The sequence below is a fragment of the Rhizobium sp. RHZ01 genome (assembly GCF_014851595.1).
Lineage (GTDB): Bacteria > Pseudomonadota > Alphaproteobacteria > Rhizobiales > Rhizobiaceae > Rhizobium > Rhizobium altiplani.
The window spans coordinates 33,825-47,552 of the sequence record NZ_JACUZZ010000034.1 but is presented as its reverse complement, the minus strand read 5'-3'; the positions used below and the strand labels follow the sequence as shown (position 1 = coordinate 47,552).

At 59.7% G+C, this 13,728-nt stretch carries 14 protein-coding genes; 6 read left to right on the top strand and 8 right to left on the bottom strand.

Features of this window, described 5'->3' with window-relative positions:
• Nucleotides 1-220 precede the first annotated feature (220 nt).
• On the bottom strand, nt 221-790 hold the full coding sequence (locus tag IB248_RS26935; RefSeq protein ID WP_018855795.1) for an invasion associated locus B family protein: 570 nt from the start codon (nt 788-790) through the stop codon (nt 221-223).
• Between the two features lie 333 nt (nt 791-1,123).
• On the opposite strand from IB248_RS26935, the gene IB248_RS26930 reads away from it, so the two are divergent.
• Complete coding sequence (locus IB248_RS26930; protein ID WP_018855796.1) at nt 1,124-1,684, top strand: sigma-70 family RNA polymerase sigma factor; 561 nt, start codon at nt 1,124-1,126, stop codon at nt 1,682-1,684.
• A 7-nt stretch (nt 1,685-1,691) separates the two neighbouring features.
• Here the strand turns inward: IB248_RS26930 and IB248_RS26925 are convergent, their stop codons facing one another.
• Both IB248_RS26925 and IB248_RS26920 read right to left on the bottom strand, forming a co-directional pair.
• Nucleotides 1,692-2,081 carry a YkvA family protein gene (locus IB248_RS26925; protein ID WP_018855797.1) on the bottom strand — a complete coding sequence of 130 codons (390 nt, stop codon included), beginning with the start codon at nt 2,079-2,081 and terminating at the stop codon, nt 1,692-1,694.
• A gap of 51 nt (nt 2,082-2,132) precedes the next feature.
• Nucleotides 2,133-2,438 carry a 4a-hydroxytetrahydrobiopterin dehydratase gene (locus IB248_RS26920; protein WP_018855798.1) on the bottom strand — a complete coding sequence of 102 codons (306 nt, stop codon included), beginning with the start codon at nt 2,436-2,438 and terminating at the stop codon, nt 2,133-2,135.
• Between the two features lie 34 nt (nt 2,439-2,472).
• Between IB248_RS26920 and IB248_RS26915 the strand changes: the two genes are divergently transcribed.
• A complete protein-coding gene (locus IB248_RS26915; RefSeq protein WP_192241927.1) occupies nt 2,473-2,973 on the top strand; it encodes a low molecular weight protein-tyrosine-phosphatase in 501 nt (166 codons plus the stop codon).
• Here the strand turns inward: IB248_RS26915 and thpR are convergent.
• Together thpR and IB248_RS26905 are read right to left on the bottom strand one after the other, a co-directional pair.
• Complete coding sequence (gene thpR / locus IB248_RS26910) at nt 2,880-3,473, bottom strand: RNA 2',3'-cyclic phosphodiesterase (RefSeq protein WP_083929825.1); 594 nt, start codon at nt 3,471-3,473, stop codon at nt 2,880-2,882. The two genes, IB248_RS26915 and thpR, sit on opposite strands and share 94 nt — an antisense overlap.
• A 68-nt stretch (nt 3,474-3,541) precedes the next feature.
• A complete protein-coding gene (locus IB248_RS26905) occupies nt 3,542-4,186 on the bottom strand; it encodes an arylesterase (RefSeq protein ID WP_192241926.1) in 645 nt (214 codons plus the stop codon).
• A gap of 53 nt (nt 4,187-4,239) precedes the next feature.
• On the opposite strand from IB248_RS26905, the gene IB248_RS26900 reads away from it, so the two are divergent.
• The 4 genes from IB248_RS26900 to IB248_RS26885 all read left to right on the top strand — a co-directional run bounded on the left by IB248_RS26900 (nt 4,240) and on the right by IB248_RS26885 (nt 9,061).
• On the top strand, nt 4,240-4,947 hold the full coding sequence (locus IB248_RS26900) for an ABC transporter ATP-binding protein (RefSeq protein WP_018855802.1): 708 nt from the start codon (nt 4,240-4,242) through the stop codon (nt 4,945-4,947).
• Nucleotides 4,944-7,487 (top strand): ABC transporter permease, encoded by a 2,544-nt coding sequence (locus tag IB248_RS26895; RefSeq protein WP_192241925.1) that lies wholly within the window; start codon nt 4,944-4,946, stop codon nt 7,485-7,487. The genes IB248_RS26900 and IB248_RS26895 overlap by 4 nt, the downstream gene beginning before the upstream one ends.
• 178 nt (nt 7,488-7,665) lie before the next feature.
• Complete coding sequence (locus IB248_RS26890; protein ID WP_018855804.1) at nt 7,666-8,394, top strand: Bax inhibitor-1/YccA family protein; 729 nt, start codon at nt 7,666-7,668, stop codon at nt 8,392-8,394.
• Nucleotides 8,395-8,503: 109 nt separating this feature from the next.
• Complete coding sequence (locus tag IB248_RS26885; protein ID WP_026371597.1) at nt 8,504-9,061, top strand: GNAT family N-acetyltransferase; 558 nt, start codon at nt 8,504-8,506, stop codon at nt 9,059-9,061.
• Between the two features lie 7 nt (nt 9,062-9,068).
• Here the strand turns inward: IB248_RS26885 and IB248_RS26880 are convergent, their stop codons facing one another.
• From IB248_RS26880 to acnA, 3 genes are all read right to left on the bottom strand, one after another.
• Nucleotides 9,069-9,470, bottom strand: coding sequence for a DUF2794 domain-containing protein (locus IB248_RS26880; RefSeq protein ID WP_018855806.1), 402 nt, complete (start codon nt 9,468-9,470; stop codon nt 9,069-9,071).
• Between the two features lie 365 nt (nt 9,471-9,835).
• Nucleotides 9,836-10,573: a thioredoxin family protein gene (locus tag IB248_RS26875; RefSeq protein ID WP_018855807.1), complete on the bottom strand. Its 738-nt coding sequence runs from the start codon at nt 10,571-10,573 to the stop codon at nt 9,836-9,838.
• 235 nt (nt 10,574-10,808) lie between these two features.
• Nucleotides 10,809-13,499, bottom strand: coding sequence for an aconitate hydratase AcnA (acnA, locus tag IB248_RS26870; protein WP_192241924.1), 2,691 nt, complete (start codon nt 13,497-13,499; stop codon nt 10,809-10,811).
• Nucleotides 13,500-13,728: the final 229 nt, after the last annotated feature.

Below are 13,728 nucleotides of genomic sequence, written 5' to 3'. Positions count from 1 at the left end.
TTATCCCGAATTCAACATGCAATCGCCCGGTAAGCCGGATGACTTGCGGGCACGACAGGCATGATGGCAGAAATTGAATGCGGACCGGGCGGCAAAGCCGCAATCTATCCGCTGTTGCGCGGGCCTTTAGCATCATTTTCGCCGCGCGTCACTATAGATGGAAACGACGAAGGCCGGCACAAGGCCGGCCTCCTGAAATTTCGTCACCGTAACCGAAGGCTTACTTGCAGCCCTCAACCTGCTTCAGTGCAGCGGAAATGCCGGACAGCGAGTAGCTGTAGGAGGTCGGTGTGCCCTTGCGGGATGTCGCGTTGACCGTCATCGAGTGGCCACCCTTCATCGCCGCGACGAGCGCCGGCTCCTGGGCTGCGTTCTCGACCCAGCCGGCCTTGTCCTTGGTGAACATCACGAAGGTCTTGTTGTCGATCACGACATCGATCTTCGAGTTCTCCTTGACGGTGTAGCCCATCATTGCCTGCGGCTCGTAGGAAATGTTCTGGCCGGGGCGCTGCGAGACGATGAAGAAGTTGTCGCCGTGATCGATGCCGGCCGGCTTCTTTTCCGTCGGCACGGACAGAACGTAGCAGACAGTGCTCGCGCCGGACTTGTAGGAATAGGCGCCCCAAGCCTGGAACTGCTGGATCCGGGTCGGCGCTGTCGAAGCCTGAGTAGCCTGGGGCTGCGCTGCCTGTGGCTGCGCCGCGGGCTGCGACTTCTTGGTCTGAGCGGATGCAATGCCGGCGCCGGCGAGAACGAGGGAAATGGCGATTGCGGTACTTCTAAGAAACATGGATATCCTGCCGGTTCTTGCGATTCGAGCCCGAAGCGAACGGGCGGCGCATAATCACGATCTGCTTTATTTTGACTTAATTCAGGTTACCAAAGCGTCAACGGGGACTGCGAGAAGTCCCTGCCTGTTCCATTCTCACCCAAGTGTCAACATCGGACGCGGCGCCTCGCCCGTAACGAAGTGATGCCGCGTGCGCACACGGCTCAACGTCACGGATGAATCTAAGACATAAAGATTCAGGCAAGAGTTTGACCTTTTCAGAAACCGTTGTACGTCAATAAGTATTAGAAATCCGCTGGAGAACTCGCTGAGCCAGGGGGCTTTAGGCCGGACATGGATGCCGAAGAGAAACAGCGCTTCGCCGCCCTCGCAAGGGCTGTTGCGGAACGCCGCGACCAGGAGGCATTCACCGTGCTGTTCGATTACTTCGCACCGCGCCTTAAATCGTGGTTACTTCGCCAAAGAATGTCGAGCGGCGAGGCAGAGGAGCTTGTTCAGGAAGTGATGATCGTGCTCTGGCACAAAGCCGAGCTTTACGATGCAGCGCGATCCTCTCTGTCGACCTGGCTTTTTCGCATCGCCCGCAACCGTCGGATCGATCTCCAGCGCCGGGCCAAAGCACGCACACTGGATCAGGCAGACCCGGCATTGCAGCCGGTCGCCGAAAGCGGCGCAGACGAGATCCTCGTAAACGACGATCGCGATGCCCATATTCGCGCCGCTGTCAGCCAACTCCCCGAAGAACAGCGAGAAATGCTCCGCGCCGCCTTCTTTCTCGGCCAGTCCCATTCGCAAATCGCCGAGGCGACCGGCTTGCCGCTCGGGACGGTAAAATCCCGCATCCGGCTTGCCTTCGGAAAGCTCAGAAAGGTTCTGGAGGCCGAGGGCGCCTGAGGTAACGCTAGATCGTCTTCATGCCTTCAGGCTTATCGGCGAGCGCACGGTCCGCTGCTTCATAGTGCTTCGGTTTCAGATGCCTGCTGACCATGGCGAAGGCCGCGGAAAGGACCGCTACGTCATCCGAAAACCCGATCACGGCAAAAACATCAGGGATCATGTCAACCGGCATGACGAAATAGGCGAGTGCCGCCAGCAGAACGCCGCGCACCCTTGTCGGCGTCTGGGGATCCATCGCGCAGTAGAATGCAGCGACGACATCGCGCGCGAACGGGATCTGCCGTACGGCCTTCTTGAAGGTCGGCCAGAATTTCTTGCGCACTGTCTCTTCGCGCCGGCTTTGCGTATCATCGTCGCCCGGCAGCAGGATCTCACCGAATTTGACGTCGTCCATTCCGATTGGTCCTCTCTTTCACGCGCACATATGGTGACGGCGGCACCGGATTCAATCAAGTCGGCGCGCCGCCGCCTTCTCCATCGCTGCCGCCAGCTTGAAATCGAGTTCCGTCAAGCCGCCAGCATCATGGGTGTTAAGCTTTACATCGACGCGCGAATAGACGTTGAACCATTCGGGATGGTGATTGAGCCGTTCCGCAGCAAGTGCCGCTTCGGTCATAAAGCCAAACGCCTCAACGAAATTGCGAAACTTGAAGCTTCGCGATATCGCCGTGCCGGCGGCGTCGAGCGACCAGCCGTCGAGCTTGGCGAGCTCGGCAGCGATGGCTTGCCGTTCCAGTTTTTCCCGTTTCATGCGATTGTCCCTTCTCTTCCGTCATGGACCACAGATGAAACGCATTAGCATCCTGTTTGTTTGCATGGGCAATATCTGCCGCTCGCCTCTTGCCGAGGGGATCCTCTCGCACCTCGTCGATGTGGCCGGCTTTGCCGATCGTTTTGAGATCGACTCGGCCGGCACCGGCCGCTGGCATGAGGGCGAGCATCCGGATCGGCGCTCGATCGCCACCGCGAGAGGCCACGGGATCGACATTTCCCGGCAACGCGCCCGTCAGATCAGGATGAAGGATTTCAGCGGCTTCGACCTGATCCTCGCGATGGATCGCGCAAATGTCGCCGAACTGCATCGCATGAGCCCGGGAGCCGCAAATATCCGCCTGTTCGGCGACTTCGCTTTGGCGAGCGGCGAGGATATACCCGACCCCTATTTCGGCGACAGCGACGGCTTCGAACGCGTCTACGCCAGGCTCTTTGCCGGCTGCAGGAAGCTGCTCGAGACGCTGGGCACCGACAATGCCTCATGGAGAGGGAAGATCTCTTCCGTCAAATAAGGCCCACCGCCGACCGATTCCCTCGACGACAAGAGAACGAAGCGCGGAACGGTGAAGGCCGACGTCTGGAAGTTTCCACGCCCGGCGAGATAGTGCACGACATCGTCGACCCGCGACGACTTCAACCGCGCCAGCGTGACATGCGGCGTGAACTTGCGGGGATCCGGCGGCAATCCGATGCGCTGGCAGATCCGCTCGATTTCCGCCTGGAGGGCGTACATCTCGGGTGAAGGCGAGACGCCGGCCCACACCGAATGCGGTTTTTTGGACCCGAATGCGCCGATACCATCGAGACGTATCTGGAATTCGGGCCGGTCGATGCGGTCGAGCCGATCGACAATTTCGTCTGCCGTGCGTCCATCGACATCGCCGATGAAGCGCAAAGTGATGTGGTAGTTTTCCACATCGATCCATCTTGCACCAGGGAGACCACCGCGCAGCAATGAGAGGCTCATCGCGGCATTGCGCGGAATTTCGAGGGCGGTAAACAGTCTCGGCATAACGAGCACTCCCCGAATCTTTTGCAGGTGCTCACACGGAATCACGCATTGAACACCTGCGCAAGTCCCTAATTCTTCACAGTAGAAATCGTTCCTAAGAATTGCGTGATAGCCGGCTCCATCTTTTCGACCATCACATCGATCCCTTTGCTGTTCGGGTGCATCCCATCCTCAAGCTTCAGACCGGCATCGAGGGCGACACCGTCGAGAAAGAAGGGATAGAGCGCAACGCCATGTTTTTGCGCGAGTTTCTCATAGATCGAGTTGAAGCGCGCCGCATAGTCGCCGCCCATGTTCGGCGGTGCCAGCATACCGACGAGAAGGACCGCAACACCACGTTCCTTTAGCCGAGCAATCATCTGATCGAGGTTCTTTTCACTTTCCTCGGGAGGGATGCCGCGCAGGGCATCATTGCCGCCCAGTTCGAGAATCACGCCATCGGTGCCGTCGGGGACCGACCAATCGATTCGCGCAAGACCACCGGCCGTCGTGTCGCCGGACACGCCCGCGTTCGCGATCGATACCTCGACACCCTTGGCTGTCAGGGCTGCTTGCAACTTTTCTGGAAAGCCATCACCGGGAGGGAGTTGGTAGCCCGCCATCAGGCTGTCGCCAAAACCGACCAGGCTGATTGTCTTTGCATTGGCTACGACCGCAAAGGCCATCGACGCAACAATGACGGCGATGTGAAGGCCGGCAACTTTAAAACTCATTCCGCTTTCCCTAGATTGGCAAGACAATCGGCATCTATATAGGGCGAATACTGTTGGCAAAAACCATCATCGAGTTGAAGCGCGCCGATTTGACGCTTGGCAGCGCCGCCGCCTCCGTCCATGTTTTGAAGGGCATCGACCTCACGATCGGCACCGGAGAGTCGGTCGGCATCGTCGGACCATCGGGTTCCGGAAAATCGACGTTGCTGATGGTGCTCGCAGGGCTGGAAAGGCTCGATAGTGGCGAAATCAATGTCAGCGGCACACCGCTGCATGCCCTGAGTGAAGACGAGATGGCCGACTTCCGCGGCCGCAATATCGGTATCGTTTTCCAATCCTTCCACCTGATCGCCAACATGACGGCCCTGGAAAACGTCGCTGTGCCGCTGGAGCTCGCTAACCTTCCCAATCCGTTCGAAATCGCCCGCCGCGAACTGAAATCCGTCGGGCTTGGCGATCGGTTGAACCACTATCCCGGCCAACTTTCCGGCGGCGAACAGCAACGGGTGGCGATTGCACGCGCGCTCGCACCGTCACCGGCGCTGCTGATCGCCGACGAACCGACCGGCAACCTCGACACCGACACCGGCCGGCAGATTGCGGATCTCCTGTTTTCCAAACAGGCCGAGCGCGGCATGACGCTGCTGCTCGTCACCCACGACACCGCGCTCGCCAAACGCTGCTCCAGGCAGATTCGGGTTCGTTCGGGCCAGATTGAGAGCGATAGTGCGCCTGTCCAGCCTGAGGCGGCGATTGCATGACATTGCTGACCCCGCGCGTCTCCCTCGCCTTTCGTCTCGCGCTCCGCGAGCTGCGCGGCGGCCTTCGCGGCTTCTACATCTTTCTGGCCTGCATCGCTCTCGGCACCGGCGCCATTGCAGCCGTCAACTCGGTTTCGCAGTCCATCACCAACACGATCGCCACGCAAGGTCAGGAGATTCTGGCCGGCGACGCACGCTTCGAGCTCAACAATCGCGAGGCGACGGAAGCCGAAATGGACTTCTTGCGCGGCTTCGGCAAAGTATCGGTGTCGACGGGCCTGCGCTCGATGGCACGCAAGCCCGACGGCTCGGATCAGGCGCTGGTCGAGGTCAAGGCAGTCGATGGCGCCTATCCGCTCTACGGCACCTTCGCGGCCGAACCGAATTATCCGCTGCACGGGCTTCTGTCGGGGCAGAGCGGCACCTATGGCGCGGTAGCCGCTCCGCTTCTGCTGGATCGGCTCGGCCTCTCCATCGGAGATGAGATCCTCCTCGGCAATGTCATTCTGAACATCACCGGTACGGTCAAGACGGAGCCGGACGCGGTTTCGGAAGGTTTTGGTTTCGCGCCCCGACTCCTTGTGAGCAGGGAAGCACTGAAGGCGTCCGGCCTCATCCAGACCGGTAGCCTGGTCGAGCATGCCTACAAGATTCGCATGGACAACCCGGCCGAAAGATCCACGCTGCGCGATCGCGCCGCGAAGGAATTTCCGTCGGCCGGCTGGTCTATCCGCACCAGCGACCGGGCGGCCCCTGCACTGACGGAGAACATTGAGCGTTTCTCGCAGTTCCTGACGCTGGTCGGATTAACGGCCCTGATCGTCGGTGGTGTCGGCGTCGCGAATGCCGTGCGTGCCTTCCTCGATTCCAAGCGCACGACCATTGCGACATTCAAATGCCTTGGGGCGCCCGCCGCGACCGTCGTGTTGATCTATCTTTTCCAGATCGCCATCATTGCCTTGGGCGGGATGGTGATCGGCCTCGTCATCGGGGCGCTGGCGCCAATCGTAGCGTCGCAATTTCTGGCGCAGTTCCTGCCGGTCTCCACGGCTCTGACGTTCTACCCCGGCGCTCTGGCCCTCGCAGTCCTTTTCGGTATTTTGACAACGCTGGCCTTTGCCATCATGCCGCTTGGGCATTCACGAAAGGTTCCGGCAACGGCCCTGTTCCGCGAGCAGGGCTTCGAGGCGCGGGGCTTGCCTTCCTGGCCCTACATCCTTCTCGCTGCGACCTTTCTTGTTGCCCTTGCCGGCCTTGCCGTCGTAACCGCGTATGATCGTTTCATCGCGATCGTCTTTGTCGGCGCGATCGCCTTCGCTTTCGTGATCCTGCGGCTTGTCGCAGCCGGCATTGCTTGGCTGGCGCGCCGCAGCCCGCGGGTGAATTCGCCAGCCTTGCGGCTCGCAATCGGCAACATCCACCGGCCTGGCGCACTGACGCCCTCCGTCGTCCTGTCTCTCGGTCTTGGCCTCGCACTGCTCGTGACACTCACCCTCATCGACGGCAACATGCGCCAGCAACTGACCGGGCGCATGTCCGCCGGCGCGCCGAATTTTTTCTTCGTGGACATTCAGGGGTCGGAACTCGAGACATTTCGCAGCGTCGTCAAAGCCGGTTCGCCGGACGGCAAACTGGTCGAAGTGCCGATGCTGCGCGGCCGGATCCTCGCCTTCAACGGCGAGGATGTCACCAAGCGCAAGGTTCCGCCGGGTGGCCAGTGGGTGCTGCGTGGCGATCGTGGCGTCACTTATTCGGAGACGCTGCCGGAAAATGCATCGCTGACCGAGGGATCATGGTGGCCGAAGGACTATAGCGGCGAACCGCTCGTCTCCTTCTCTGCCGAGGAGGCAAATGAACTCGGCCTGACGATCGGTGACACCGTCACCGTCAACGTGCTCGGCCGCAACATCACCGCGAGGATTGCGAGCCTGCGCAAGGTCGAGTGGGAGTCGCTTACCATCAACTTCGTGATGATCTTCTCGCCGAATACATTTCGCGGCGCCCCGCACGCCTGGCTCGCGACGCTCACCGACCCGACGGCGACCTCTGGCCAGGAGGCCGCGATCTTGAAGTCCGTTACAAACACGTATCCGACCATCACAAGCGTGCGGGTCAAGGACGCGATCGACATCGTCAACACGCTGGTGGCGCAGTTGGCGACGGCGATCCGCGCCGCCGCCTCCGTTGCGCTGATCGCCTCGGTCCTGGTTCTGGCCGGCGCGCTGGCCGCCGGTAACCGCGCCCGTACCCATGACGCGGTCGTCCTCAAGACACTCGGCGCGACGAGGCGAATGCTGATCCGTGCCTTCTGCTACGAATATTTGATCCTTGGGGCGGCGACCGCAGTCTTCGCCCTTTTTGCCGGCGGCGTTGCGGCCTGGTTCATCACCGCCCGGATCATGCGCATCCCCTCGCACTTCCTGCCCGATGTTGCCGGCCTGACACTTGTGACGGCTCTGGTCCTGACCGTTGGTATCGGACTCATCGGCACCTGGCGCATCCTCGGCCAGAAAGCGGCACCCGTTTTGCGCGAACTCTGATTGATCAAACGGAGAAATTTCCTTCACCTTACGGCGATTTAACCCGATCGCGGGTTGCAAGGGCCTTGTTTGCGAAAGCCGAAAGGCTCATATTGTGTGCAGGCATGCTGGGCTCCGCAGCGGCGCCCGGGTCGTTGACCCGCCACCGTGTCCACACCGGAGCTTATAAGAGGAAACTATGGCTGACCTTCGTAATTACCAAGGCCGCGTACAGACTGGCGAGATGATCGACCAGGGCCTGCGCAGCTATATGCTCAAGGTCTACAACCTGATGGCGCTGGGTTTGGCGATCACGGGTGTAGCCGCCTATCTGGGCTTCAATTTCGCCGTCCAGGACGGCCAGCTGACGCAGTTTGGCGTATTGCTTTTCCAGTCGCCGCTCCGTTGGGTGATCATCCTTGCACCGCTGGCTGCCGTGTTCTTCCTGAGCTTCAGGATTAACCGGATGAGCGTTGCCGCCGCGCAGACGACCTTCTGGGTCTACGCCGCGCTGGTGGGCCTGTCGCTTTCGTCGATCTTCCTGGTCTACACGCAGTCGAGCATCACGCAGACGTTCTTCGTGACGGCCGCCTCCTTTGGTGCGCTGTCGCTTTACGGCTACACGACCAAGCGTGATCTCTCCGCGATGGGCTCGTTCCTGATCATGGGTCTCTTCGGCCTGATCATCGCGTCGATCGTGAACATCTTCCTGGCATCGTCTGCCCTGCAGTTCGCGGTCTCCGCGATCGGCGTGCTGATCTTCGCAGGCCTTACCGCCTACGACACGCAGCGCATCAAGGAAATGTACTACGCAGCAGACGGCGCGGATGTTGCCGGCCGCAAGGCAATCATGGGCGCACTGACCCTGTATCTGGACTTCATCAACCTCTTCATGTTCCTCCTGCAGTTCATGGGCGACCGCAAATAAGGAACAGGAACGTTATCGAAAAAGGCGGCTTCGGCCGCCTTTTTTGTTGCCTGGTCATGCCGAGGATGATTTCTGGAAGAGTCCATCGTCATATCTGCCGGCCGACCGAATGCCCATCTTCCTCCGCGACGCTTCCTCATCCGACCTCCCTGCCATCACGGCCATCTATCGCGAATCCGTACTGAACGGTGTCGCAAGCTACGAGATCGTCCCACCGGACGAGAGCGAGATGGCGGCACGATTTTCCGCAATCACGGGCCAGAGCTACCCCTACATCGCCGCGATCGATGAGAATGGCGGGCTGCTTGGTTACGCCTACGCCTCGGCCTTCCGCACGCGGCCGGCCTATCGCTGGATGGTCGAGGATTCGATCTACCTGGGGCCGGAAGCGCGCGGCAAGGGAATTGGAAGGCTGCTGCTCGCCGAACTGATCCAACGCTGCACCGATCTCGGCTTTCGCCAGATGGTGGCCGTGATCGGCGGCGCGCATCCGGCATCCATTGCCCTGCATCAGACACTGGGCTTTGCAGAAACCGGCCGACTCAAGGCAACAGGCTACAAGCACGGTCGCTGGCTCGACACGATGATCATGCAGCGTGCCCTGGGTGATGGGGCGGCGACCGACCCCGATGCCTCGACCTATCCAGGCACGCTGTTCAAGGCCTGAGCTCGAGCTACTTCTCGACCAGCTTCAACGCCTTGTTGAAGACCTTCAGAACCTGGGGGAGTTCGTGCCCACGCTTCAGGATAACGCCGTGCGTATTGATAACGGAATAAGCACCCTGCTTGGCAGTGAGCTTCGGATTCTTCTCGATGCGAAAGAGTGGCATTTCACCTGATCGCTTGAAAACGGAGAAGACGGCACGATCCTTCAGATGATCGATCGCATAGTCCCGCCACTCGCCCTCGCCGACCATGCGGCCATAAATCCATAAAATCGCGTCGAGCTCGCGTCGGTGGAATGTAACCGGCGCTGGATCCTTGCTCTGCTTGTATTCCTTGAGATCTACGACGACTGAGGAACTGTTGTCGGCTGACCGGCTCTCGCCGCGCCGCAAATCCGGCTGATCTGTCATCAGTCTCCCTGTGCCTCCGCTTGTGACGGGTACATGACAGTTTGCCTTAGCGTTTACAAATTGCAAGCGGGCGATCAGTCACATTAATCATAGTCTGTGCAATCTCCCGAGCGCCGCAATTCAGTCAAAACAGCGCCTCATTTGGAGGAGAAATTCCCTCACGACTGCGCCGCGGGGCCGTTCGGACCCGCGTCGCACCTGATTTGCGCATGATCTTTTTGCCGGATTTGGTCTGCTGAAAAGGTTTTGTGCGAGTTTGGCGCCAGCGCGCCAAAGGGCCCGGCTGACCGTATCGACCTTAACCCCAGCCCCGAATACGATCAGCCGGGCCGCCCCGTTTTCCATCCGCAAAGCAGATGAAACGGTCAGATATTCTTCCCAGCCATGACGACCGTCGCTCCGAGAATCGCCGATGGATTGCCGTCGGCGGTGGAGGATTGAAGTAGAATCGCGCAGCCCTCAAGATCCGGCTTCTGCATCACGCTGGCCGGCAGCGTCAAGCTCGTTTCCTTGCCCTCCCACATGCCGACGGTTTCGACATCGGCAACGCTGTTCAGATAAGCAATCTTCTGACCGCTGTTTTCGCCCTTCTCGACCTCGATGGTCTTCTCGCGGTTGAAATAGACCATGACGACATTGGCTTTGCCCTGGCCCGCGCCAATCTTGATCTCGAGTTGGTCGTCGCGCATCTGTGCGGTGACCGGCACCGACAATCCCTTGCCTTCGGCTGCATAGCTATCGATTTTCTTATTGATCGCGCCCAGGTCGGCCCCTGCCACATGATCACGACCATTGACGATCACCTGCGGCGTATAGACATTGGCGCGGCCCATGGTCTGCGCGTAGCCATACTGGCGCTCGGTGTTTTCTTTCGAACTCAGCGTGTCGGCCCAGCCCATGTAGTTCCAGTAGTCGACGTGATAAGCGAGGGCAATAACGCCGCCAGCCTCGACAATCTTGCGGAAAGCCGCATCGGCTGGAGGACAAGAAGAACATCCCTGCGAGGTGAAGAGTTCGACCACGCCTTTTGGCGCGTCCTGGGCAAACAGTGGGCCGGCAAGCGCCACACCTGCAACCAGAGAAATCAGAAACCGCGGGGACATTCACTGCACCTTTTCTTCAGCAACCACCGCCACCCTTCGCCATAGGTTCCGATGTCTGAACGTAGAGATAATGGTTCCCGATCTAAACGGAAAGTCACGAAGGGGTGAGACCAAGCTTCGGAGAAGCCAAGCTGAAACACATCAGCGTGACCGGGCATCTAAATACCTCGTACTCAAACAAAAAACCGCCGGAAATCTCTCTCCGGCGGTCATTGTCATGCAAGTCTGTTAACAATCAGGCAGCGAGATCGCGCAGAACCGTCTGCAGGATGCCGCCGTTGTTGAGGTAGATCACTTCGTCGAGCGTATCGACGCGCGACAACAGCGGAACTTCCTTCACGGTGCCGTCCCCGTAGGTAATCTTGGCAATCTTCTTTTCGCGCGGCTTGATGTTCTCAAGGCCCTCGATGCTGACGATTTCGTCGCCCTTCAGGCCGAGGCTCTGCCACGTCGTGCCCTCTTCGAAGACGAATGGGATGACGCCCATTCCGACCAGGTTCGATCGGTGAATACGCTCGAAGGACTGTGCAATGACCGCCTTCACGCCGAGCAGGTTGGTGCCCTTCGCTGCCCAGTCGCGGGACGAGCCGTTGCCGTACTCGACGCCAGCAAAGATGACGAGCGGAACGCCCTCGGCCTTATACTGCATAGCCGCGTCATAGATCGATTCCTCTTCCTTCGACGGATAGTGGATGGTGTAGCCACCTTCCTTGCCGTTCGGGCCGAGCATGTGGTTGCGGATACGGATATTGGCGAACGTGCCACGCATCATGACTTCATGGTTGCCGCGACGCGTGCCGTACTGGTTGAAGTCGGCAACACCGACGTGGTTCTCAAGCAGGTAAGCACCAGCCGGAGACGCAGCCTTGATCGAACCGGCAGGCGAAATGTGGTCGGTGGTGATCTTGTCGCCGAAAAGGCCGAGAACGCGCGCACCCTTGATATCGGAGATGCCGGTGCCGGTCTTGCCCATGCCCACAAAGTAGGGCGGGTTCTGCACGTAGGTCGACTTGTCATCCCAGGCGTAGGTCTGTCCGGCCGGAACGTTGACGGCTTGCCAGTTTTCATCACCCTTGAAGACGTCGGCGTACTTCGTTTCGTAAAGTTCGCGGGTGACGTACTTCTGGATGAAGTCCTGCACTTCGTGCGAGGTCGGCCAAATGTCCTTGAGATAAACAGGGTTGCCGTTCTGGTCTTCACCGATCGGCTCCTTGGTCAGATCCTTCTGGACCGTGCCGGCCAGAGCGTAGGCAACGACGAGCGGCGGCGAAGCCAGGTAGTTCGCCTGAACATCCGGAGAAATACGGCCTTCGAAGTTGCGGTTGCCCGAGAGCACGCCTGAAACGATCAGGCCCTTGTCGTTGATCGTCTTCGAGATCGGCGCCGGCAGCGGACCGGAGTTGCCGATGCAGGTCGTGCAACCGAAGCCGACGAGGTTGAAGCCGAGCTTGTCGAGGTCGGCCTGCAGGCCGGACTTCGCCAGATACTCACCAACGACCTGCGATCCCGGTGCCAGCGAGGTCTTGACCCACGGCTTGGACTTCAGGCCCTTGGCAACGGCGTTGCGGGCAAGAAGACCGGCAGCGATCAGAACCGACGGGTTGGAGGTGTTGGTGCAGGAAGTGATGGCGGCAATCGCCACGTCGCCATGGCCGAGATCGAAGTCGGTGCCTTCGACCGCGTAGCGGTTGGAGAGCTGACCGGGCTTCTTGTAATCGGTGTCCATCGAGCCGGCGAAACCGGAAGCGATGTTTTCGAGCGGGATACGGCCTTCAGGACGCTTCGGGCCGGCCATGGCAGGCACAACGTCGCCGAGGTCGAGTTCCAGCGTATCTGTGAAGACGAGGTCCGAACCATCGCCTTCGCGCCACATGCCCTGTGCCTTTGAGTAGGCTTCGACGAGAGCGATACGGTCCTTACTGCGGCCGGACATGTTGAGGTAGTTGATGGTTTCGCCGTCAACCGGGAAGAAGCCGCAGGTCGCGCCGTATTCCGGACCCATGTTGCCGATGGTCGCGCGGTCGGCGAGCGGCATGTTGTCCATGCCAGGGCCGAAGAATTCAACAAACTTCGAGACAACGCCCTTCTTGCGCAGCATCTGCACGACCATCAGCACGAGATCGGTCGCGGTGACGCCTTCCTTGAGCTTGCCGGTGAGTTTGAAGCCGATGACTTCAGGCAGGAGCATCGAGACCGGCTGACCGAGCATGGCCGCTTCCGCTTCGATGCCGCCGACGCCCCAGCCAAGAACGCCGAGACCGTTGATCATCGTGGTGTGCGAGTCCGTACCGACGCAGGTGTCCGGATAAGCAATCGTCTCGCCGTCCTCTTCCTTCGTCCAGACGGTCTGGCCGAGATATTCGAGGTTGACCTGGTGACAGATGCCGGTGCCCGGAGGAACGACGCGGAAGTTCTTGAATGCCTGCTGGCCCCACTTCAGGAAGCGGTAGCGCTCGCCGTTGCGCTGGTATTCCAGCTCGACGTTCTTGGCGAACGCCTGCGGCGTACCGAATTCGTCGACGATAACCGAGTGGTCGATGACGAGGTCGACGGGAACCAGCGGGTTGATCTTTTCCGCATCGCCGCCGAGCGACACCATCGCGTCGCGCATTGCAGCGAGGTCGACCACGGCGGGAACGCCGGTGAAGTCCTGCATCAGCACGCGCGCCGGGCGATAAGCGATTTCGTTTTCGACAGCGCCCTTGTTGTTCAGCCATTCGGCAACAGCAAGGATGTGGTCCTTCGTCACGGACTGACCGTCTTCGAAGCGCAGCAGGTTCTCAAGCAGAACCTTCATCGAGTAAGGGAGCTTCGAAACACCCGGCAGGCCATTCGCCTCAGCCTTGGGCAGGCTGTAATAGACGTAGTCCTTACCATTCACGGAAAGCGTGGAACGACAATTGAAGCTGTCAAGAGATTTAGACACGAGAGACCCCGTTTCTGATAGCGAACACAATCGTGCGGACGCCTATGCACGTAATGCACATCAGGATGCGGGTACGGCCATTTCCGCTGTCCGCACGTGGAGCGAAGCCCATGTTCGGCGCAAGGATGATATTCACGCCGACCGCTGGCGTGGTTGCGGGTCTTATAGATAATTTCTATGAAAGGTGCCAGAGAGTGCGTGACCCATTTCGGATTTTTTTGCGTTGCGA